Below are 23,994 nucleotides of genomic sequence, written 5' to 3' on the forward strand. Positions count from 1 at the left end.
CTACAGCAATCTTTCTTTTTACATCATTAGATATATTAGAATACTCATTAACTATATTGGTTTTAGCACTAAAGGTAGAACCGCACTCTTTACATAAAAATCTTTGCTTTTTTAGAAAAAGAATAGTTGGTATATTAGAAACATCAGGAAGTTTAATCTTACAAATCTTAGTACCATATTTTATAATATTAAAAGATTCATTAACATGACCACAACATGGGCAAACCTCTGGTGTATAAGTTAATTTTCCATAAATAAATTTAGTATCTATGTACTTAATTTTTTTGACAATAATATTTTCAGTATCAATTACTATATTTTTATCTTTAATATTCAACAAATCTTTTATATAATTATTAATAGACATAGAATCACTCCTTGGTATTTGGTTGCAACTATATTTTATAGGAATGTGATTTCTATGTCTATTTTTTATACATTTCCATACAAAAATAGTGCTGATGATTTCTCACCAACACTATTTATTATAGAACCTTTTTTATTTACTATATTTTAATTACTTAATTGTAATTTTTTATAAAAATATACTTGAATTAGTAAATTAATTAATATATAATACCTTATATAGTTAAGCAGCTTAACAATTAAAACAATTTTAAATTAGGAGGGTATATGCTAAGTAGAGATATTATTTTAAATGAAATAGACAGTATGAAAGATTATATATTTAAAACTAGAAGATATTTTCATGAAAATCCTGAACTTTCAGGAGAAGAGTTTGAAACTTCAAAATTTTTAAAAGAAGAAATAAAAAAATTAGGACTTGAAATTATAGAAGTAGAAAAAACTGGATTTTATGCAACTTTAGATACAAAAAAACCAGGAAAGACAATAGGTATTAGAGCAGACATAGACGCTCTTCCAATTCAAGAAAATGAAAGGAATTTAGCTAATAAAAAATTAGCAATCTCAAAAAATGATGGGGTAATGCATGCCTGTGGACATGATGGTCATATGACTATTTTACTTACTTGTGCGAAATTTTTTGTGAAACATAAATCTGAACTTAAGGGAAAGATAATTTTTATATTTGAAGAAGGAGAGGAACAAGGAACAGGAATAAATGCAATGATAGATGCATTAAAAAACATTGACATTGATGGTATTTATGGTACACATCTTACATCTTTTATGAATGTTGGAGAAATTTCTGTAGATCCGGGCCCAGTAATGGCTGGAGCTGGCAGAGTATGGTTTGATGTAATAGGAAAAGGTGGACATGGTTCAAGACCTGATTTATCAATAAATCCTATATTTGCTGCTTCTAATATTCTAAATGGACTTACTAGTGCATGGTCAAATCAGATTGATGTTACTAAAACTGTAACATTAGGTATTGGATCAATAAATGGAGGTTCTAATTTAGCACCTAATGTAATTCCAGATAGTGTAGAAGTAACAGGAACTTTTAGATTTTTTGATATGGAAGAAGGTATTAAAGCACTAGAAATCATAAAAAAAGTTGCGGAATTAACAGCTAGAGCTCATAAATGTAAAGTAGTGTTTAGCGAAAAAAACTCCATTACTGTTGGACCTGTTGTAAATGATGAAAAATTATCGTTAATTGCCAAAGAGGCTATCAATAACTTATATTCAAAAGCATTAGTAGAAAATAAAACTTGGTTTGCTTCAGAGTCATTTTCTAAATATGGTCAAATAGCACCAAGTTTATTTGCTTTTGTCGGAACAAAAAATGATAAACTTGGTTCAGGGGCGGAACATCATAATGAATATTTTGATATAGATGAAGAATCTATGATATATGGATGTTGTGCAACAATTGGATTTGTAAATAAATTTTTAATAGAGAATTAATTTTAATGGAGAATTAATATGGATAAAAAAAAGAAAAGAAGTTTTAAAATGCCTCATCTTCTTTATATAATGCTTGGTTTGTTAGTGATGATGTCTTTACTTACATATGTTATACCAGCAGGAAATTTTGGAAGAGATGCTAGTGGTAAAGTTGACGCAAACGTATTTAATTATCTATCAAGTCAAACTCCAGTTAGCTTAGTTGATTTGTTTTTTATGTTACTTGGAGGACTTGTAGCAGCTGGGACTACTGTTTGGGTAGTTATGGTTAGTGCAGCAAATATGAATGTAGTTATGGATACAGGCGCTATAGATGAAGTTTTGGAATATGCGACAATAAAATTAAAAAAATCTAGTACAAAAGTATTAGTACCTATATTATATTTTTTAATATTATATATTGCAGCATTTGCAAGTACAGATGCACTGATTGCTGTTGTGCCAATAGGTGTTTTATTCGCTAAAAGGTTAAAAATAGATCCTCTATCAGCATTAGGAGTTTCATTTTTTCCATCAATGATTGGATTTGGATTAGGCCCTACTTTAAGAGTTATTATTCCCCAAACGATGTTAAATCTTCCACCTCTTTCTGGTTTTGGAGTGAGGATGTTATTGTTAAACATATTTGGAATAGTTGGACTTTTATATACATTTAGGTATATTAAAAGAGTTCAAAAAGATTCAAATAATTCATTAATGAATAATGAAGATTGGAAAAATGAGTTAATTGTAGATGATGTAGATAAAAGTAATATGGATATGCCAAAAAGATCTGTAATAGTTTTAATTTTAATGATTCTTCAATATGTAATATTAGTAGCATACTTTTTAATATTTAAAGAAAAACCAATGGAATTTATTGTAGGATTCTTTTTAATAGGAGCTATTTTTATAGGGTTAGTTGGAGGTATGGATGCAGAAGAAGTTGCAAATTCCTTTGTAAGAGGGCTTGCAAATATGGCGTTTGTTGTATTTATTATAGGTCTTGCTACAACAATGCAAACGGTTATGGTACAGGGAAATATATTGGATACTATAATATATTCTATAACAAGACCTCTTATGAATTTAAACAGGTCAATATCGGCTATTGGAATAACGGCAGTTATAACATTGATAAATCCATTTGTGCCGAGTGTAACAGCTAAGGCAGCAGCTTTAATACCAATAATAGAGCCTCTTACAAATGCACTGGGTATACACCCTCAAATTGCATGTCAAGCTTTTTTAATGGGAGATAGTTTTACAAATATGATATCGCCAGCACTAGGATGGACTATGGGTGCTTTAACTATAGCGAAAGTACCATATGATAGATGGATAAAATGGGTTATTAAACCTATGTTATTATTTGTTTTTATGTCATTTATAGTAATATTTATATTAAATACAATTGGATGGACAGGAATATAGAAGGTAAAATATATGTAAAATTAATAATCAAATATTTAGAGTAAAATATAAAATAGGAGGAATTATGAAATACGATTTTAAAACTAGAGTAAATAGAAAAGGACAAGGTTCCTTAAAATGGAAAGATATGTATGAGAAAAAAAGAGATGTAAGTGATGGTGTTGTACCTTTATCAGTTGCCGATATGGAATTTAAACATCCTGAAGAATTAATTTCAGGGTTAAAAGAGCATATAGAAAATACAGTATTGGGATATACTGGACCTACTGATGAATTTAAGCAATCTGTTGCAAATTGGATGCAAAGACGTCATAATTTTAAAATAGAAAAAGATTGGATAGTAAATACATCAGGAGTAGTACCAGCATTTTTCAATGCAATTCGTGAATTTACAAAAGAGGGAGACGGAGTTATAATCATGAGTCCGGTATATTATCCCTTTTATAATGCTATTAAATTGCAAAATAGAGAGATTGTGGATTGTCCTTTAGTTGAAAAAGATGGATACTATACAATAAACTATGAGCTTTTTGATGAGTTATCAAAAAATAGTAAAAATAAAGTTTTATTATTTTGCTCCCCTCATAACCCTGTTGGTAGAGTATGGAAAAGAGAGGAGCTTGAAAAACTTGCATATATTATTAAGAAAAATGATGTGTTATTGTTATCTGATGAGATACACTTTGATTTGATAATGCCAGGTTATGAACATACTGTTTTTCAAACAATAGATGAAGAAATTGCAGAAAGAACAATAACTTTTACAGCACCTTCAAAATCTTTTAATATTGCTGGCATGGGAATGAGTAATATAATTATTAAAAACAAAGAGCTTAGAGATAGATTTATAAAGGCACTTGAAAGTATATCTGTTATTCCTACAACAGCTGTGGGATATAAAGCTTGTCAAATTGTATATGATAAATGTGAACAATGGCTTGATGAATGTATTGATGTCATTGATGGAAATCAAAGGTTGTTAAATGATTTTTTTGAAAAAAGATTTAAAAATATAAAGGCACCTTTAATAGAAGGAACATATTTACAGTGGGTGGATTTTAGAGCTTTAGGATTAGATAAGGAGAAACTAGAAAAATTCATGATAGAGGAAGCAGAATTATTTCTAGATGAAGGATATATATTTGGAAAAAATGGAGAAGGTTTTGAAAGATTTAATCTAGCGGTCCCAAAAGAAGTGCTTGAAGAGGCTTTGGAAAGATTAGATAAAGCTTTAAATAGATTAAAAAAATAGTATTAAATAAAAATAAGATAGGTACTCTTTACAAAATATAATCTATAAATAAAGGGCTGTTGTGAAAGTCCTAAAAAAAGGCGAGGATAATAAAAAATCTCGTCTTTTTTGATACAATTTATACATGAAAAAATAAACATTAAATTTTCTAAAATCATAATTTATATTGACTATGTTCTGGTATCAAAGTGTAAAAAGTGTTGTAATATATATATTGATAATTAAGAAAGAGTAAAGATCAATGTAAAATAAACAATTGATAATTTTAACGCATTATGTTATACTTTTATCCGGTAACTAATACACACATTTTTTGATATCTAAGGAGTTGCCAATTTGGTCCCTATGATAGATGATAAAAATGGAGGAAAAAACACGGAGGTGGCTTAAATGTCAGTAATTTCAATGAAAAATTTATTAGAAGCAGGTGTTCACTTTGGACACCAAACTAGAAGATGGAATCCTAAGATGAAGAGATTTATATTTACTGAAAGAAACGGTATTTATATAATCGACCTTCAAAAGACTGTTAAAAAAATTGAAGAAGCTTATGATTTTGTAAGAGAGATTGCAGCAAATGGTGGAGAGATCCTTTTTGTTGGTACAAAAAAGCAAGCTCAAGATGCAATTGAAAAAGAAGCAATTAAATGTGGTATGCCTTATATTAATGAAAGATGGTTAGGCGGTCTTTTAACTAACTACAAGACTATTAGCAAGAGAATTGAAAGACTTTACAAATTATTTGAAATGGAAGAAAATGGGACATTTGATGTTCTTCCAAAGAAAGAAGTTGCTCAATTACTACATGAAAGAGAAAAACTTGAAAAATTCCTTGGTGGAATTAAAGAAATGAAGGGAATGCCTCAAGCACTATTTGTAGTTGATCCTAAAAAAGAAAGAATAGCAGTTAAAGAAGCACATATTTTGGGAATTCCTGTTATCGGTATCGTTGATACAAATTGTGACCCTGAAGAATTAGATATTCCAATTCCGGGAAATGACGATGCAATTAGAGCAGTAAAACTTATCACTGAAACTATTGCAAATGCAGTTATCGAGGGAAAACAAGGAAGTCAAATTGAAGATAACGATAGTGATGATTATGATGAATCCACTCAAGATGTTTCTGAAGAGTCTATTGAAGTAGAGTCCATTGAAATCGAAGAAACTGTTGAGGATGAAAAGTCAACTATAGAAGACTAAAGATATTTCGAGAGTTCTAAAGTAATCCTTTAAAACTCTCTTTTTTTAAAATAAATAAGGAGTGAATTAAAATGGCTATTACAGCAGCATTAGTTAAAGAATTAAGAGAAAAAACTGGAGCAGGTATGATGGACTGTAAGAAAGCTTTGTCAGAAACAAATGGCGATATGGACAAGGCAGTTGATTTTCTAAGAGAAAAGGGTTTAGCATCTGTTGCTAAAAAATCTTCAAGAATTGCATCTGAAGGTCTTGTTGATTCTTATATTCATGGTGGAAGAATTGGAGTTTTAGTTGAAGTTAACTCTGAGACAGACTTCGTTGCTAAAAATGAAGAGTTTAAAAACTTCGTTAGGGATATTGCAATGCAAGTTGCTGCAGTTGCTCCAAAATATGTTAGTCGTGAGGAAGTTCCTGCTGAAGAGGTAGAGCACGAAAGAAACATTCTTACGGAACAAGCGAGAGGAGAAAATAAACCGGAACATATTATTGAAAAAATGGTAGAAGGTAGACTTGAAAAATTCTATGAAGAAATTTGTCTGCTTGATCAAGATTTCATTAAAGATCCAGATAAAAAAATCAAAGATATTTTAAATGATTTAATAGCAAAAATTGGTGAAAATATTAAAATCAGAAGATTTGTTAGATTTGAAGTTGGCGAAGGTCTTGAAAAAAGAGAAGAAAACTTTGCTGAAGAAGTAGCTAAACAAATAGGTTAACAAATTGGAGGAGTAAATGCCAAAATATAAGAGAATTGTTTTAAAACTCAGCGGTGAGGCACTAGCAGGTTCAAATTCCGTTGGAATTGATATTGATTATGTCAATTTAATTGCAAGGCAAGTAAAGAAAATTTATGAATTAGGTGTTGAGACGGGAATTGTCGTAGGTGGCGGAAACTTTTGGAGAGGACGTGACGAAAATAATATTGATCGTGCTACATCTGATTATATGGGTATGTTAGGTACTGTTATGAACGCTTTAGCATTACAGGACTCTTTAGAAAAATTAGGCGTTATTACTCGTGTGCAAACTGCTATCGAAATGAAGCAAGTTGCAGAACCTTATATTAGAAGGCGTGCTATAAGACATTTAGAAAAAGGTCGTGTTGTTATATTCTCAGCTGGAGTTGGAAATCCATATTTCTCTACTGATACTGCTGCTGCTCTTAGGGCTGCGGAAATTGATGCGGATGTTATACTTTTAGCTAAAAAGGGTACAGATGCAATTTATGATTCTGATCCAAATATAAATGCAGATGCAAAGAAATATGACCACTTAAGTTATAGGGAGATTTTAAATAAAAATTTAAAAATAATGGATGGCACTGCGACTACACTTTGCATGGACAACAATATTCCTTTAAGGGTTTTCGGAATTGATGAAGAAGATGCAATGTATAAAGTTGTGTGTGGTGAAGAAATTGGTACAAGTGTTAAATAGGAGGATATTATGATATCTGATTTAAAAAATAATTCTGAGTCTAGAATGAAAAAAACTGTGGGATCATTAGTTGAATCACTTCAATCTATAAGGGCAGGTCGTGCGAATACTACTTTACTTGATAAAATTTATGTTGAATATTATGGACAACAAACTCCAATTAATCAAGTTTCTAGTCTTTCTGCTCCAGAGCCAAGACTTCTTACAATTCAACCTTGGGATTCTACTTTAATTCCTGAAATTGAGAAAGCGATATTAAAATCTGATTTAGGGATAAATCCTTCAAATGATGGAAAAATTATTAGACTTGTTATTCCTCAACTTACAGAAGAGAGAAGAAGAGATCTTACAAAATTAGTAGGCAAATATGCTGAAGAAGCAAAAATTTCCATTAGGAATATTAGAAGAGATGCTATGGAGGATATTAAAAAAGCTGAAAAAGCTAAAGAAATTTCTGAAGATGATAAGATTTCATATGAAGAAAATATTCAAAAGTTGACAGATAAATATATTAAAGAAGTTGACAAGGTAGCAGAAAACAAAGAAAAAGAACTTATGGAAATTTAAATTTTAGCCTTAGATTATTCTAAGGCTTTTTTTTAAGGAGTTTTATGAACTATTACGAAGAATTGGACTTAAACAATATTCCAAAACACGTTGGGATAATTATGGATGGAAATGGAAGATGGGCAAAAAATAGAAATATGCCAAGAACTTTTGGGCACAAAGAGGGAACTAAAAGAGTAATAGAAATAGTTGAAGCAGCTTATAAAATAAATATAAAGTCTTTGACTTTATATGCTTTTTCTACAGAAAACTGGAAGAGGCCTGATGAAGAAATTTCAAGACTTATGGATTTATTAGCCTTTTATATAAAAAGTCAGTTAGAAAAAATTAAAAAAAACAATGTTAGAATTAAAGTGCTAGGCGATTATAGTGTCTTTCCACATACAATAGTTAAACTAATTGAATATGCATTGCAGGAAACAAAATCAAATGATAGAATGATATTAAATATTGGATTAAATTATGGTGGTCAAAGTGAAATAGTTAGAGCAGCAAAAATGATATGTAAGGAAGTCATTGCAAATAAAATTAATATTGATGATATCGATACAGAAAACTTTAAGAATTATTTATATACAAAAGGACAAGATGATCTTGATTTTTTAATTAGACCTAGTGGAGAACTTAGAGTTTCTAATTTTTTACTTTATCAATTAGCTTATAGCGAATTTTATTTTTCAAATGTATTGTGGCCTGATTTTCATGAAAATGAATTTTACAAGGCAATTTATGATTTTCAAAAACGAAATAGAAGGTACGGAGGACTATAATCTTGAAAGATTTACAAAAAAGAGTTATCACTGGAATATTGGGTATTCTTTTATTAATTTTAATTTTTTATTTAGGAATAAATGCAATAAAAATTTCAATTTTTCTTTTGACTCTTGAAAATGTAAGAGAAATTTACAATGCTCTTCACAATAAAGGTATTAAGTTATGTTTGCCAGTTTTATTTTTTGGTGCAATTATAACTTTTTTGTGTTCCTTTTTTGATAAAAATTTAATTTATTCTCTTGTTCTTTTTTTTATTATTAATTCATGCCTTTTAGTACTATTAGAAAATTATGATATAAGTAATTACGCTTATACTTCTTTTACTTATTTTTATGCTATATTTTTATTGAATTTACTAGGTAGTATTGATGATATTTATTTAATTATTTCTGCCTTTGTAATATCTTTTTCAACAGATACTTTTGCTTATTTTGTTGGTTCAACTTTTGGAAAGCACAAGTTAATAGAAAGAGTAAGTCCCAATAAATCTGTGGAAGGTGCAATAGGTGGCACATTTTTTTCACTTGTCATCACAACAATTTATTTTGTTATTTTAAATAGATATAATGATATTTACAGTATAAATGCTTTTGTAGTATTAATTATTTTTTTAGCTTCCATATCAGGACAATTTGGAGATTTGTTCGCATCTAAGATTAAAAGATATACGGGAATAAAGGACTATGCCCAAGTACTTCCTGGACATGGAGGTATACTTGATAGATTTGATAGTTTAATTTTTATTAGTCCCTTCGTATTTATTTTATATAATTTTATTTGAGGAGGATAAATGATTACTTTAATAAGTTCTGTTGTAGTTTTCCTATTAGTTGTAATGCTCCATGAGTTTGGACATTTCACTGTTGCAAAACTTTCAGGAATAAAAGTTAATGAGTTTTCCATTGGTATGGGTCCGAAACTTATCCAAAAACAAAGGGGCGAGACTTTTTATAGCCTTAGAGCACTTCCAATAGGTGGATATGTTGCTATGGAAGGCGAAGAAGAAAACTCACATGATCCAAGAGCTTTTAATAATGTTTCTATTTTAAAGAGAATGGCAGTTGTTTTGGCTGGAGCTTTTATGAATTTTGTTCTAGGATTTCTTGCCTTTACTATTATTTTCTCTATAGTTGGCTATGGGTCAAATGAAATAGAAAATGTAATAAAAAATTCTCCAGCCGAAATTTCTGGTTTAAAACCTGGAGATAAAATTATAGAAATTGACCAGATTAAAACTAGAGATATTTACGAAATTAATTCTCTGATTAGAGATAAAAAAGAGGAAAATATACATTTAAAAGTAGATAGAGAAGGTAAAAAATTAAACTTTGATTTAAAACCTAAATATTCTCAAGAAAATAAAATGTATTTAATAGGTATTACATCTAAGTTAAAGCATTCTTTTTTTAAATCAATAGAAATTGGTGCAAAAAGAACTCTAGATATGTCCATTGTAATTTTAAAAAGTTTAAAAATGATATTTGATGGCTCTTTTAAAATGGAATACCTTTCTGGGCCAGTTGGAGTTGTACAAATGATAGGGTCGGAATCGTCTAAAGGATTTTTAAATTTTTTACAAATTTTAGCTTTAATTTCAGTGAATTTAGGTGTGTTTAACTTATTGCCAATTCCTGCACTTGATGGTGGAAAGTTTTTATTTTTATTAATTGAAGCAATTAGAGGAAAGCCAATTGATGAAAAAATTGAACAAAGACTTTCTTTAATTGGGATGAGCCTTTTGTTTAGCTTAATGATATATGTAACTATATTTAACGATATTGGAAGGTTGTTTAATAAATGATAAACAGAAAAGAAACAAAAAAGATTTATGTTGGCGATGTTTCAATTGGAGGAGATTCTTTTATTTCTATTCAATCAATGACAAACACTAATACTAAGGATGTAAAGTCAACTGTTTCACAAATAAAAAGATTAGAAGATGCAGGTTGCGACATTATAAGAATGGCAGTAAATGATTTAGAGGATGCAGCTGCTATTAAAAAAATAAAAAAAGAAATTAAAATTCCAATAATATCTGATATTCAATTTGATTATAAACTTGCAATTGCTGCAGCGGAAAATGAAAGTGATGCAATAAGGCTAAATCCTGGAAATATTGGTGCCTCATGGAAGATAAAAGAAGTAACGGAATCTTGTAAATTTCACAATATTCCAATAAGAGTGGGCGTGAACTCTGGTTCTATTAAACAGGAATTTTTAGATAAATTTAAGGGAGTTAATGCATCTTCGATATGTTTAAGTGCAATGGAAGAAGTTGAAATTCTCGAAAAAAATAATTTTTTTGACATTGCAGTCTCTTTAAAGGCTTCAAGTGTAAATTTAACCATTGAAAGTTATAGAAAATTTTCTCAAATGTCAAAATATCCACTTCATCTTGGAGTTACTGAAGCAGGAACGCCAAAAAAGGGAATAATTAAATCTGCTATTGGAATTGGGACTCTTTTATCTGAAGGAATTGGCGATACAATAAGAGTTTCATTAACATCTGATCCATTAGAAGAAGTTATAGCAGCAAAGGATATTTTAAAAGCATTGGACCTTCGTAGAGAAGGAATAGATTTGATTTCTTGTCCTACTTGTGCAAGAACTAAAGTTAATTTAATTGAAATGGTTAAGACTGTGGAAGACAAACTTTATACAATGGATAAGAATTTAAAAGTTGCCATTATGGGTTGTGCAGTAAATGGACCTGGTGAAGCAAGGGAAGCTGACATTGGAATTGCATGTGGAAATGGGGAAGGACTTATTTTTAGTAAGGGTAAAATAATTAAAAAGGTTCCAGAAGATAAACTTTTAAGTGAGCTATTGCAAGAAATCGAAAAAATTAGGTGATGATTTGATTTTATTAAAGGATATTTTTAAAAAATTAGAAATTACTTCTATAGATATTTCTGAAGATATTTATATTGAATCCATTAAAAGAAATAAAGATAGTGGAGAAGTATTTTTTATAATAACATCTAAAGATGAATTAGAAAATAATTTAGAGAAAAACATAAAAGAAATATTTTCAAGGAATTTAAAAGAATATAAGGTTTATATTGAGTTTAAATCATCTTCTCTCTATAAAAGTGAAGATGATTTAATTTGTGCAGAAATTTTGAAATACAACCCTTCCTCAAAAATTTGGATTGATGAAATTGATATTAAAAAAGAAAATTCTAAAATCGAAATAAAAGTGCCAACGGAAGAGGCCTATTATACATTAACTAAGAATGGTTTTGGAGCTTATTTGGAGAAAGAACTTAAGGTTTTTGGTTCTTACATAATAAATTTTGATTTTGTAAAGGAAATAGTTGAGGAAGAACATTTGGAATCTTTTATTTCACAAATTGATGAAGCGGAAGAATTTATTTCTGCAAAACAGGAGTTGGAAATAAAGGCAAAAACAGCTAATAATGAAAGGGAAAACAAGACAAAAAAAATTAATTGTTACGGGAAAAAAGACATTGGCAATATACAAAGGCTTATAGATGTAAATTTAAATTCTCAAAAAGCAACTGTAGAAGTTGATATATTTAATGTTGAGAGCAGAGAAATAAAAAATGGCAACTTTTTAATTTCCTTATCTATAACTGACTATACAACATCAACTCTTGCAAAAATATTTTTAAAGCCAGAAAAAGCTCGAGATTTTTTAGAAAGTTTTAAAAATGGAGAGCATGTTTTAATAACAGGAAATGTAAGCTATGATAATTTTTCAAGATGTGAAACTATTATGATTAGATACATTGAAAAAAGAGATAAAGCAATTCGCATGGATTATTCCAAGGAAAAAAGGACTGAACTTAGAATTCACTCAAAGATGTCTCAAATGTCAGGAGTAACTTCCTTTACTGATTTTGCAAAGAGGGCAAAAGTATGGGGTCATGATGCCTTAGCAATATCTGATACTAACGATGTTCAAGGATTTCCTGAAGCAATGGAAGCAGGAGAGGCAACGGGACTTAAAATTTTATATGGAGCAGATATAAATTTTGTAGATGATGAAGAAAAAATAGTAACAAATTATGATTCAAATAAAGATTATAATTCTTATGTTGTTTTTGATATAGAAACTACTGGATTATCATCAAGAAATGATAAAATTACAGAAATTGGAGCCGTAAAAATTGTTGATGGTGTAATAGTCGATAGATTTTCACAATTAATTAATCCAGAAAGGGAAATCCCACAAGTTGTTGTTGAATTAACGGGAATTAGCAATTCAAAAGTAGAAAATGAGCCTACTATCGAAGAGATAATTCCTAAATTTTACGATTTTGCAAAGGACTCAGTTCTTGTAGCACATAATGCTAAATTTGATATCTCTTTTATTAGAAGGGAATATATAAACAATAATTTAGAATTTAATCATCCGATTCTCGACACATTAGTACTTGCAAGGGCAATAATGACTGATATGAAGAGATTTAATTTAGGAACTCTTTGTAAAAATTTAGGTATATCACTTGTTGGTGCACATAGAGCAGTAAATGATGCCGAAGCTACTGCTGCAATGTTTATAAAACTAATTGAAAGATTTAAAAGAGAAAAAGAATTTAATTTTGATAATTTAAATAAAGAGATTGTAAAGGTAGATTCAAAGCGTTTATTTGAAAGTTCATTGCTTTTATTAGTAAAGGATGAAGTAGGGCTTAAAAATTTATATAAGCTAATTTCAGCATCTCATATGCAATTTTATAATTTCTCTCCAAAGGTTCCTAGAACTTTATTAAATAAATATAGAGAGGGCATATTAGTTGGATCTGGAATTTCAAACTCAGAACTTTTTGATGCAGTTTATAGAATGTGTCCTGATCATCAATTGTTAGAAATTGCAAAATACTATGACTTTTTAGAAATTCAACCAGCAAATGACAATATAATTGAAATTCAAGATGGAAAATTCAGCATAAATGACATAAAGGAAATCAATAAAAAAATCATTTGGCTTGGAGAAAAATTAGGAATTCCTGTAATTGCGGATTCAAACACTTATTATCTTGAAGAGTCAGAAGATATTTTAAGGAGAATTGTTTTAAATGGGAAGCCAGGCAGACCTGACCCAAGAGCAAGTCGTGAGCAAAAACTTTATTTAAAAACTACAGAAGAAATGCTTGATGAGTTTTCTTATTTGGGAAATCAAAAGGCATATGAAGTTGTAGTAACTAATACAAATAAAATAAAAGATGAAATAAAATCAATAAAGCCAATTCCTGATGGGAAATATCCTCCAGTTATTGAAGGCTCAGATGAAAGTTTAAGAGAAATGACTTATAAAAGAGCTCACAAAATTTATGGAGATGTTCTTCCAGAAATAGTAGAAGAAAGGCTTGAAAAAGAATTAAAATCTATAATTTCAAATGGATATTCCGTACTTTATATTATTGCACAAAAACTTGTAAAAAAATCTAACGATGATGGATTTTTAGTAGGTTCAAGAGGTTCTGTTGGATCCTCTTTTGTAGCTACAATGGCTGGCATTACAGAAGTAAATCCACTTCCACCACATTATATTTGTCCTAATTGTAAACATTCTGAATTCACAAAAAATTTGGAATTTGGCAGTGGAGTTGATATGCCAGATAAACTTTGTCCAAAATGTGGGACTCCAATGAAAAAAGATGGGCATAACATTCCTTTTGAAGTATTTTTAGGATTTTATGGCGACAAGGAGCCAGATATTGATTTGAATTTTGCAGGAGAATATCAACCACAGGCTCATAAATACACTGAAGAATTATTTGGCAAAGGATACGTATTTAGAGCTGGTACAATTGGGAAGATTGCAGAAAAAACTGCTTATGGTTATGTTAAAAAATATTTTGAAAATAAAAACATTTCTCCAATTGAAATAGATAGATTGGCAAAGGAAATAACTGATGGCAAGAGAACAAGTGGACAACATCCTGGCGGAGTTATGATTGTTCCAAAGAATAAAAGTATTTTTGACTTCACGCCAATACAATATCCTGCAGATGATCCAGCTTCGGGAGTAATAACTACACATTTTGATTATAATTTTATTCATGGAAAGATTTTAAAACTTGATATACTTGGTCACGATGGTCCAACTATTATAAAGATGCTTGAGGATTTTACTGGAATTGATTCAAATAAAATTAAGCTTGACGATGAAAAGACTTTATCAATGTTTAATAGTGCAGAAATTTTTAATATGGATGAAGAAATATTCTCATGCGATACGGGAACACTTGGCATACCGGAATTTGGCACATCCTTTGTAATAGCTATGCTTGTGGAAACAAAGCCAAAGAGTTTTGCAGACCTTGTAAGAATTTCTGGATTATCGCATGGTACTGATGTTTGGATTTCAAATGCACAAGAACTTGTGGACTCTGGAAGAGCAGAACTTAAAGATGTAATAGCAACTAGAGAAGATATTATGGTTTATTTAATAAATGCTGGTGCAGAAAACAAAATGGCCTTTGACACCATGGAAAAGGTGCGAAAGGGGAAGGGACTTACCGAAGAACAAGAAAAAATAATGAAAGATTTAGATTTGCCTGAATGGTATATTGATTCTTGTAAAAAAATTAAGTATATGTTTCCAAAAGCTCATGCTGTTGCTTATGTAATGTTATCCTTTAGAATTGCATACTATAAATTGAATTATCCTTTAGCTTTTTATGCCACATATTTTACTATTAAGCTAAATGATTTTAATGGAGAAAATATTATTGAAGGACCAAACTTTTTAAAAAATAGAATTAAAACTTTAAAGGAAATTCAAAATCCAACAGCAAAGGATAAGGGAGAGATAAGAGTTTCTGAAGTTGCACTTGAAATGTATGCAAGAGGATTTGAATTTTTGCCAGCAGATTTATATAAATCAAAGGCTTCCAAGTTCACAATCGAGGATGATAAAATAAGGATGCCTCTTAGAGCCATACCTGGAATTGGAGAGAATTGTGCAAATAGTATTGAAGAAGAAGCTTCTAAGTCTCTTTTTCTATCAGTAGAAGATTTTTCTAAAAGAACTAAGGCAGGAAATTCTGTAATAACAATTTTACAAAAAAATGGAATGCTAATAGATTTAGATGAAACCAATCAAATTTCACTATTTAATTTTTGAAAGTTGTAATTTTAGCAATATGTGTTATAATTTAATAAGAAAGATATTTTAGTGTAAAGAGTGGGTTAACCCACTCTTTGTTTTTTAGTAGTGAGGTGTTAAGTGAATAAAAAAGAATTAAAAAAAGAGATTTACCCACTAGCTGAAGAGGTAGCAGAAGAACTAGGTTATGAAATTGTAGACATAGAATTTCAAAAGGGATCAAAACACGATCTTCTCTCAATTTTTATTTATAAAAAAGAAGGAATTGATCTTGACGACTGCACAGAAATGAGTAGAAATTTAGAGAAAAAATTGGATAATCTTGAAATTTTAAAAAATCCTTATTATCTTGAAATTTCTTCACCAGGGCTTGATAGACCTTTAAAAACAAAAGATGACTATAGAAGAAATATTGGCAATGAAGTTGATGTAAAACTTTACGCACCAATTAATGGGAAAAAAGAATTTAGTTTTGTTTTAGACAAATACGACGATGAAAATTTTTATTGTAAAATTGATGATGAAGATATTGTAATACCAATTAAATCAATTTCATCTATGAAACAAACTATTAAATTTTAATGGAGGATTAAATGAACCAAGAGTTTATAGACGCTTTGAATGAAATTGAAAAGGAAAAAGGAATTTCAAAAGAAATTGTCTTTGAAGCATTGGAGTCGGCTTTAGTTTCTAGTTATAGAAAAAATTATGGGACATCTCAAAATGTAGTTGTTAATATGAATCGAGAAACTGGAGAAATAAGGTTATTCGCATCAAAAGATATTGTCGAAAATGTTGAAAATGATCAACTTGAAATATCTTTGGAAGAAGCAAAAAAAATAGATCCAAATTATGAAGTTGGAGATGTTTATAATTTAGAAATACATCCAAAAAATTTTGGCAGAATTGCAGCTCAAACAGCTAAACAAGTTGTTATTCAAAGAATAAAAGACGCTGAAAGGGATATTGTTTTTGAAGAATTTGTGGAAAGAGAAAAAGAAATTATTACTGGAGTAGTTCAAAGGAAAGCCTACAATAATGTATATGTAGATTTGGGAACAACTGAAGCTGTCTTACCTTATAGTGAACAGATTAGCAATGAAAGGTATGAGCATGGCGATAGATACAAGATGTTAATTTTATCAGTTGAAAAGTCTACTAAAGGTCCGCAAATTATTCTTTCAAGATCACATCCAGATTTAATTAAAAGACTTTTTGAATTAGAAGTTCCTGAGGTTAGTGAGGGAATAGTGGAAATTTATTCTATATCAAGAGAAGCTGGTTCAAGGACAAAAATAGCAGTATTTTCTAGAGATCCCGAAGTTGATCCTCTAGGAGCTTGCGTTGGATACAAAGGTCAAAGAGTTAATGCAATTGTAGATGAAATTCATAATGAAAAAATTGATATAGTTATTTATGAAAAAGAAATTGACAAGTTTATTGCAAATTCTTTAAGTCCATCAAAAGTAGAAAAAGTTTTTGTAAATGAAGCTGAAAAATCTGCACTTGCAATAGTTCCAGATTACCAATTATCTCTTGCTATAGGTAAGGAAGGACAAAATGTTAGACTTGCTGCAAAGTTAACCGGATGGAAAATTGATATTAAATCCAATGAACAATTTAAAGCTTATCTTGAAGATAGAGGAATTACTGAAGAAGAATTACTTAATGAATTTGCAAATGCAAAGAAAGAAGTTCATGAGGAAAGGGAAAGCTCTGAGGAAACTATTGATTCTGAAGATTTTTCTAAAAATAATGAAATAAAAGAAATTCAAGAAGATGAAAGTTTAGAATTGGATTCTTCTAAAGAAGAGTATGAAGATACTGATCAAGTTGAAGAAATAGAAGAAGATAAAGAAAATGATAATTAAAAATTCTTAATTTAATGGAGTAAAAAATGACTAAAATTAGGAAAATACCTATGCGTACTTGTGTAGGTTGTCGTGAACAAAAACCAAAAAAAGATTTAATTAGAGTGGTTAAAAATAAAGAAGATGAAATCTTTATAGATAAAACTGGAAAGGCAAATGGAAGAGGAGCTTATTTATGTAATGACAAAAATTGTTTAGAAAAAGCGATAAAGTCAAAGGCCCTAAACAGGGCATTTAAGGCAGAAATTAGTGAGGAAGTTTATGAAAAACTAATTAATTCTGTGGATTAAGCTTCTTTTGAGGAGGTGTTCAATTTGTCAAAAATTAGAGTGCACGCATTGGCAAAGGAAATTGGTATTACTAGTAAAGAATTAATTTTAAAATTAAATGAAATGCAAATACCTGTAAAAAACCATATGTCAACTTTAGAAAGTGATGATGAAGAAAAAATAAGAAAATTATACACAAAAAATTCTTCTAAGAATGAATATCCTACAAAGAATGATAATTCTAAAAATAGTAGAAATACAAAAGATAAAAGTAAAACTTTAGATTCTAATAAGAAAAAACAAGCAAAGCATACTAGACATAATGAAGAAAAAAATCAAAAGAGAAATGATTATTTAGATAAAGATTCCTTTGATGTAAATAAAAAGGAAGTTCACAAGAATAAAATTCACAAAACAAAAGAAGAAGATTCTTTTGAAAATGAAAATTTAAATAAAAATAAAAAGAAAAAGTTTAAAAATAATAAAGAAAGTAAAAAGGAAATTAACAACTCCTATAATAGAGATTTAACCAAGAAAAAGCCGAAGAAAAAAGTTAAATCAAGACACAAAGTGGAAGAAGAAAGCAAAGGAGATGATCCTATAATAGTGATTACACCAATTACAGTAAAAGATTTTGCAGATCAACTTGGAGTATCTGTATCTACAGTAATTACGAAATTAATAAGCCTTGGAGTTATGGCTAACCAAAATCAAAGTATTGATGAGGATACTTGTGTTCTTTTAGCAGAGGAACTTGGAATAGAAATTGAAATTGAAGAACAAAAACTTGATGATTCAATTGAAGAGGAATATGGACTATTAAAGAAGGACAAGGAAATAGATTTAAAGACTAGACCACCTGTAGTTACAGTAATGGGACATGTTGACCATGGCAAGACATCTCTACTTGATTCAATTAAAAAGACTCATGTAACTCAATCAGAAGCTGGTGGAATTACTCAACATATTGGAGCTTACACAGTTAATTTAGCTGGAAAGAAAATTACTTTTTTAGACACACCTGGACACGAAGCCTTCACTTCTATGAGGCTTAGAGGAGCTCAAACAACAGATATTGCTGTACTTGTTGTCGCTGCAGATGATGGCGTAATGCCACAAACTATTGAAGCTATTTCTCACGCAAGATCTGCTGAGGTTCCAATTATTGTTGCAATTACAAAAATTGATAAGCCTGAAGCCAATCCTGAAAGAGTAAAACAGGAGCTTATGAATGAAAATTTAGTTGCTGAAGAGTGGGGAGGAGATACTATAGTTGTTGGTGTTTCTTCAAAAACTGGTGAAGGTATTGATGAACTTCTTGAAATGATTCTTCTAGTTGCTGAAATGAGAGAGTTAAAGGCAAATCCTAATAGACGTGCTATTGGTACAATTATCGAAGCAAACCTAGATAAGAATAAGGGGCCTATGGCCACTGTTCTTATAAAAAATGGTACTTTAAGATTTGGAGATTCAATTGTATCTGGCGTATGTTCAGGAAGGATTAGAGCAATGGAAGACGATAAGGGCAAGAAAGTTAAAAAAGCTGGGCCTTCTATGCCAGTAGTAATTCTTGGACTTAGCGATGTTCCCAATGCAGGTGATACAATTTTTGCAGTAAAAGATGATAAAACTGCAAAGGCTATTGCCGATAAAAACGCTGAAATTACTAGAGAAAAAAGACTTAGTCAAACTACAAAAATTAGTTTGGATAATTTATTCGAAAAAATTTCTGAAGAAGATGTAAAGGAATTAAATATAGTTGTAAAAGCTGATGTAAAGGGTTCTGTCGAAGCATTGAATCAATCACTTTTAAAACTATCTACAGAAGAAGTTAAAATTTCAATTATTCACTCTGGAGTTGGTGGAATTAACGAATCTGACGTAACACTTGCCTCTGCATCAAATGCAATTGTAATTGGATTTAATGTAAGACCAAACATAAACGCTATAGAACTTGCTAAGAGTGAAGACGTTGAAATTAGAACTTACAGAGTAATATATGAAATCATAAACGACATTGAACAAGCAGCAAAGGGTATGCTTGATCCAGATATTGTAGAAGAAATTCTTGGAAGATGTGAAATTAGACAAACATTTAAACTTCCTAACAATCAAATGGTTGCAGGTATATATGTTTTAAATGGTAAAATTTTAAGGAACTCCAAGGTAAAAGTTCTTAGAGATGACGTAGTTATTCATGAAGGTGATATCTCTTCTCTAAAGAGATTTAAAGACGATGTAAAGGAACTTGCTACTGGATTTGAGGGTGGTCTTGTAATCGATGGTTTCAACGATATTAAAGAAGGAGACCTTCTTGAATCCTATATAATAAAGGAAGTTAAGAGATCATAATGAACAATAAGAGAATTAATAGAATATCTGAAGAAGTAAAGAGAATAATTTCAAACATTGTCCAAAACGAATTAAAAGATCCTAGAATTCCTTCAATTACAAGCATTTCTCATGTGGATGTAACTAATGATTTATCTTTTGCCAAAGTTTATGTTTCTGTACTTGGAAATGATTCTGATAGAGATGAAGCAGTAGAAGGATTAAATTCTGCAAAGGGATTTATAAAAAAAGAATTGGCAAAAAAGGTTAAATTGAGAGCAATGCCTGAGCTTATTTTTATAAAAGATGATTCCATAGAAAGAGCTCTTGAGCTTGATAAATTAATTGATGAGGTAAATCGTGGAAATGATTAATTTAAAAGAACTTTCTTCTGAATTAAAAAAATTAATTTATGAAAGTGAAAATATTGCAGTTGCATCTCATCTAAATCCAGATGGAGATAATTTAGGATCAGTAACAGCTATGGTTGGAATGTTAAAAAAACTTGGCAAAAATGCTGTTTATGTTTTAGATGATACAATTCCTAATTCCTTTAAATTTTTGCCAAATTTATCCTATGCAAAGAGTCCTGACAATATAAACAATGTTTTTGATTTATTCATTGCATTAGACTCCTCTGACGAAAATAGAATGGGCGAGAATATTAAAAAAATTTTTAAAGCCTCAAAAAAAACTGTTAATATTGACCATCATTTTAGCAATACAAAATTTGCCGATTTAAACATTGTCGACGATAAATCTCCTGCAACCTGTGAAGTTCTTGCAAGAATTTTTGAATCTCTTGATTTAAAGCTAAACAAAGAAATTGCAACTTCGCTTTTCACTGGACTTTCTACAGATACTGGCTCCTTTAAATATAGTTCTGTAAATTCAAATACATTTTTAATTGCATCAAATTTATTTAAATATGATATTGATATAAATGAAGTAACAGTAAATGTTTATCAAAGTAGATCTAGGCAAAAAACAGATTTATTGATCCGAGCGATGAATTCTATTGAATATTTTGACAATGATAAAATAGCAGTTGTCTTTGTTACAAAGGATGATATGGAAAAGTCTAAGGCTGAAAAGGCGGATGCAGACGGCATAGTTGAATTTGTAAGAGATATTGACACTGTTGAACTTGCTGTTTTATTGAAAGAAAAAGATGACTGTATTAGATTATCACTACGATCAAAGTCTTATATTGATTGCACAAAAGTTGCATCAAAATTTAATGGCGGAGGTCATGTTAGAGCTTCTGGCGGTACAATTAATCATACAGACTTAAATAAAGCAAAAGAAGATGTAGTAAAAGTAGCTGAAGAACAATTATGATGGATGGACTTTTAATTTTTGACAAAGAAAAGGGAATTACTTCTCACGATTTAGTTTATAAAGTTAGAAAAAAGTTAGGCATAAAAAAAGTAGGACACACTGGAACTCTTGATCCATTGGCAACAGGAGTTCTAGTTATTTCCCTTGGCAAAGCTACAAAGATTAGTGATTATATTTTGTCTAGCGACAAAGTTTATGAGGCAAAAATTAAGCTTGGAATTTTGACCGATACCTACGACATAACGGGAAATATTTTGGAGGAAGAGGAAGTTAATTTTACTGAAGATGAAATTAATGAAACTTTAGTTAAATTCACTGGTAAAATTTCTCAAAGACCTCCAATTTATTCTGCCCTAAAAGTTAAGGGGAAAAAACTTTATCAATACGCAAGAGAAGGAAAAGATGTTGAAATCAAAAAAAGAGATATAGAAATTTATAAAAATAAACTTATAAATTTTAACGGAAGCGATGAAATTACTGTTTTAGTTGAAGTTTCTAAGGGCACATATATAAGGTCTCTTGCAAAGGACATTGGAAAATCTCTCGGCACCTTTGGAACTTTAACTGAACTTAGGCGGACAAGAACTGGAAATTTTAAAATTGAAGATTCTATGACAGTTCCTGATTTTGAAAAATCAAGTGTTGATGAAATAAAAGAAAAAATACTATCGATGGATTTAGCTCTTAACAATTTAAAAAGATTTGATCTTCCAAGTTATTTTTGTGAAAAATTTTTAATGGGACAATTTTATAAACTAGATGAAAATCTAATTAATGAAGATTACAGAATTTATTCAGAGGGTAGGTTTTTAGGAATTGGAGAAATTAGAAAAAAAGATGGGGATATTTTTCTCAAGATGAAGAAGAAATTAATAGGTGACTTATGAAAATAATTGAAATTGACTTAAATTATATTGCAGATGAAGAATCAGTTATAGCACTTGGAAATTTTGATGGAGTTCACAAAGGACATATTGCACTAATAAATAAGGCAATAGAAAATGCTAAAAAATTAAATATTAAATCCAGTATTTTACTTTTTAACGAACACACAGATAACCTTGTAAAATTAGGGAAAAAAGAGATTATTACAAATAATAATACTAAGCTTAAAATTCTAGAAAATTTAGGTATAGATTTAATTTATCTTATTAATTTTACAAGGGAATTTATGTCTTATAGCCCAATTAAATTTTTAGATTATTTTTTAGCAAAAAATTTAAAAATTAAAGGCGTGGTTGTTGGCTATGACTATACTTATGGATATAAAAAATCTGGAAATGTAGAACTTTTAAATAAAAATAAAAATTTATTTGAATCTATTGAAGTAATAGATCAAATTTCTTATAATGGCGAAAAAATTTCATCATCTTTAATTCGCAAACTAATTGAAGGCGGAAAAATAAAAGAAGCAAATTTTTTATTATCAAGACCTTATAAACTCATTGGAAAGATTATTCATGCTAAGGGATTAGGCAAAAAAATGGGTTATCCAACTGCAAACCTGCAACTAATAGATAATTTTGTAATACCAAAGTTTGGAGTATATGACTCTGATATTATTATTAAGGGCAAAAGGTTTAAAGCATCTACTAATATTGGGACAAATCCAACTGTTGAAAATGATGGAGTAAAAATTGAATCTCACATACTTGATTTTACTAGAGATATTTATGGTTATACCGTAGAACTTGAACTTTTAGATTTTGTAAGACCTGAACTAAAATTTAATAGTGTAGAAGAGTTATTTGATCAAATTGAAAAAGATGTTTTAGTTACAAGAAATAGATCTAATTAGAAAAGATATATGTTACAGAAATAAAAAAGAGAAGAGATAAGAGTTTTAAAGAGCAAAAATATTATTGAAATTTTGGGATTTATAGAGTATAATAAACCTACATTGGCCGAAAGGCTACTCTTTTCTACGAGAGGAGGTTAAAAAATGTCCGAAATCAGGGTTGGTGAAAACGAATCTTTAGATAATGCTCTAAAAAGATTCAAAAGACAATGTGCCACAAGTGGAGTTCTCAAAGAAGTAAGAAAGAGAGAACATTACGAAAAACCAAGTGTTAGAAGGAAGAAAAAATCCGAAGAGGCACGTAGGAAAAAACATAGATATTAAAGAGGGTGTTCTTATGTCTCTAAAAGAGAGACTCATGGCTGATTTAAAAGAAGCTATGAAAAGTAAAAATAAACTTCGAAAAGATGTTATCACCATGGTTCGTGCAGCTATTAAACAAAAAGAAGTAGATGAACGAGTTGAGCTTGATGATTCTGATATTGAAAATATCATTTCAAAACAGCTAAAAGAAAAGAAGTCGTCAATTGAAGAGTTTAAGAAGGGTAATAGAGAAGATTTAGTTAAGCAAACTAATGATGAAATCGAAATACTACTTGAATATTTACCTGAGCAATTATCAGATGAAGAATTAAAAGAAATTATAAAAAAAGTAATTGACGAAAATGAATTAACATCAATGAAGGATATTGGCAAATTAATGAAAAATGTAATGCCTTTAATTAAGGGTAAAGCAGATGGAAAACAAGTTAATGTTATTGCTAAAGAATTATTAAATTAAGACTCAGGGATTCCCTGAGTTTTTTGGCTCTATGTCAAAT

The 23,994-nt window shown here is 29.7% G+C and carries 23 protein-coding genes; 22 read left to right on the plus strand and 1 reads right to left on the minus strand.

Features of this window, described 5'->3' with window-relative positions:
* Positions 1–367: transposase family protein (locus HKO22_RS02360; RefSeq protein ID WP_169968267.1), on the minus strand; the 367-nt coding region annotated here is incomplete at its 3' end.
* 266 nt (positions 368–633) lie between these two features.
* Between HKO22_RS02360 and HKO22_RS02365 the strand changes: the two genes are divergently transcribed.
* The 22 genes from HKO22_RS02365 (at position 634) to HKO22_RS02470 (ending at position 23,954) form a co-directional block, all read left to right on the plus strand.
* On the plus strand, positions 634–1,836 hold the full coding sequence (locus HKO22_RS02365) for an amidohydrolase (protein ID WP_169968270.1): 1,203 nt from the start codon (positions 634–636) through the stop codon (positions 1,834–1,836).
* Between the two features lie 18 nt (positions 1,837–1,854).
* Entirely contained in the window at positions 1,855–3,249 is a 1,395-nt protein-coding gene (locus HKO22_RS02370) for an AbgT family transporter (RefSeq protein ID WP_075659202.1), read from the plus strand.
* Between the two features lie 64 nt (positions 3,250–3,313).
* Positions 3,314–4,501 carry a MalY/PatB family protein gene (locus HKO22_RS02375; RefSeq protein ID WP_169968272.1) on the plus strand — a complete coding sequence of 396 codons (1,188 nt, stop codon included), beginning with the start codon at positions 3,314–3,316 and terminating at the stop codon, positions 4,499–4,501.
* A 390-nt stretch (positions 4,502–4,891) separates the two neighbouring features.
* Entirely contained in the window at positions 4,892–5,704 is an 813-nt protein-coding gene (gene rpsB / locus HKO22_RS02380) for a 30S ribosomal protein S2 (protein WP_075659200.1), read from the plus strand.
* 71 nt (positions 5,705–5,775) lie between these two features.
* Positions 5,776–6,420 (plus strand): translation elongation factor Ts, encoded by a 645-nt coding sequence (gene tsf / locus HKO22_RS02385; RefSeq protein ID WP_075659199.1) that lies wholly within the window; start codon positions 5,776–5,778, stop codon positions 6,418–6,420.
* Positions 6,421–6,436: 16 nt separating this feature from the next.
* Positions 6,437–7,141 carry a UMP kinase gene (gene pyrH, locus HKO22_RS02390; protein ID WP_075659198.1) on the plus strand — a complete coding sequence of 235 codons (705 nt, stop codon included), beginning with the start codon at positions 6,437–6,439 and terminating at the stop codon, positions 7,139–7,141.
* 9 nt (positions 7,142–7,150) lie between these two features.
* Positions 7,151–7,708 carry a ribosome recycling factor gene (gene frr, locus HKO22_RS02395; RefSeq protein ID WP_211660192.1) on the plus strand — a complete coding sequence of 186 codons (558 nt, stop codon included), beginning with the start codon at positions 7,151–7,153 and terminating at the stop codon, positions 7,706–7,708.
* A 44-nt stretch (positions 7,709–7,752) separates the two neighbouring features.
* Positions 7,753–8,478, plus strand: coding sequence for an isoprenyl transferase (locus HKO22_RS02400; RefSeq protein WP_169968274.1), 726 nt, complete (start codon positions 7,753–7,755; stop codon positions 8,476–8,478).
* Positions 8,479–8,480: 2 nt separating this feature from the next.
* Positions 8,481–9,263, plus strand: coding sequence for a phosphatidate cytidylyltransferase (locus HKO22_RS02405; protein ID WP_075659195.1), 783 nt, complete (start codon positions 8,481–8,483; stop codon positions 9,261–9,263).
* A 9-nt stretch (positions 9,264–9,272) separates the two neighbouring features.
* The gene (gene rseP, locus HKO22_RS02410; protein WP_075659194.1) at positions 9,273–10,283 is read left to right on the plus strand and encodes an RIP metalloprotease RseP; all 1,011 of its coding nucleotides are present in this window, start codon (positions 9,273–9,275) and stop codon (positions 10,281–10,283) included.
* The gene (ispG, locus tag HKO22_RS02415; RefSeq protein ID WP_083635518.1) at positions 10,280–11,335 is read left to right on the plus strand and encodes a flavodoxin-dependent (E)-4-hydroxy-3-methylbut-2-enyl-diphosphate synthase; all 1,056 of its coding nucleotides are present in this window, start codon (positions 10,280–10,282) and stop codon (positions 11,333–11,335) included. Before rseP ends, ispG begins: the two co-directional genes overlap by 4 nt.
* Before the next feature lie 4 nt (positions 11,336–11,339).
* A complete protein-coding gene (locus tag HKO22_RS02420) occupies positions 11,340–15,581 on the plus strand; it encodes a PolC-type DNA polymerase III (RefSeq protein WP_169968276.1) in 4,242 nt (1,413 codons plus the stop codon).
* Between the two features lie 102 nt (positions 15,582–15,683).
* Positions 15,684–16,145: a ribosome maturation factor RimP gene (locus HKO22_RS11055; protein WP_075659193.1), complete on the plus strand. Its 462-nt coding sequence runs from the start codon at positions 15,684–15,686 to the stop codon at positions 16,143–16,145.
* Positions 16,146–16,156: 11 nt separating this feature from the next.
* A complete protein-coding gene (gene nusA, locus HKO22_RS02430; protein WP_169968278.1) occupies positions 16,157–17,434 on the plus strand; it encodes a transcription termination factor NusA in 1,278 nt (425 codons plus the stop codon).
* A gap of 26 nt (positions 17,435–17,460) precedes the next feature.
* Positions 17,461–17,724 (plus strand): RNase P modulator RnpM, encoded by a 264-nt coding sequence (gene rnpM / locus HKO22_RS02435; protein WP_075659191.1) that lies wholly within the window; start codon positions 17,461–17,463, stop codon positions 17,722–17,724.
* Positions 17,725–17,748: 24 nt separating this feature from the next.
* Positions 17,749–20,055, plus strand: a complete 2,307-nt coding sequence (gene infB, locus HKO22_RS02440) for a translation initiation factor IF-2 (protein WP_169968280.1) — start codon at positions 17,749–17,751, stop codon at positions 20,053–20,055.
* Positions 20,055–20,408, plus strand: coding sequence for a 30S ribosome-binding factor RbfA (gene rbfA / locus HKO22_RS02445; protein ID WP_075659189.1), 354 nt, complete (start codon positions 20,055–20,057; stop codon positions 20,406–20,408). The genes infB and rbfA overlap by 1 nt, the downstream gene beginning before the upstream one ends.
* Positions 20,401–21,375 (plus strand): DHH family phosphoesterase, encoded by a 975-nt coding sequence (locus tag HKO22_RS02450; RefSeq protein WP_169968282.1) that lies wholly within the window; start codon positions 20,401–20,403, stop codon positions 21,373–21,375. Before rbfA ends, HKO22_RS02450 begins: the two co-directional genes overlap by 8 nt.
* Positions 21,372–22,262, plus strand: a complete 891-nt coding sequence (truB, locus tag HKO22_RS02455; RefSeq protein WP_235932804.1) for a tRNA pseudouridine(55) synthase TruB — start codon at positions 21,372–21,374, stop codon at positions 22,260–22,262. The genes HKO22_RS02450 and truB overlap by 4 nt, the downstream gene beginning before the upstream one ends.
* Positions 22,259–23,173: a bifunctional riboflavin kinase/FAD synthetase gene (locus tag HKO22_RS02460; protein WP_169968284.1), complete on the plus strand. Its 915-nt coding sequence runs from the start codon at positions 22,259–22,261 to the stop codon at positions 23,171–23,173. Before truB ends, HKO22_RS02460 begins: the two co-directional genes overlap by 4 nt.
* A 144-nt stretch (positions 23,174–23,317) precedes the next feature.
* Positions 23,318–23,497: a 30S ribosomal protein S21 gene (gene rpsU, locus HKO22_RS02465; protein WP_005957648.1), complete on the plus strand. Its 180-nt coding sequence runs from the start codon at positions 23,318–23,320 to the stop codon at positions 23,495–23,497.
* A gap of 13 nt (positions 23,498–23,510) precedes the next feature.
* On the plus strand, positions 23,511–23,954 hold the full coding sequence (locus HKO22_RS02470; protein ID WP_169968549.1) for a GatB/YqeY domain-containing protein: 444 nt from the start codon (positions 23,511–23,513) through the stop codon (positions 23,952–23,954).
* Positions 23,955–23,994 lie beyond the last annotated feature (40 nt).

Origin of the sequence: Peptoniphilus faecalis, from assembly GCF_012976305.1 — a bacterium.
Taxonomy (GTDB): Bacteria; Bacillota; Clostridia; order Tissierellales; family Peptoniphilaceae; genus Peptoniphilus_A; species Peptoniphilus_A faecalis.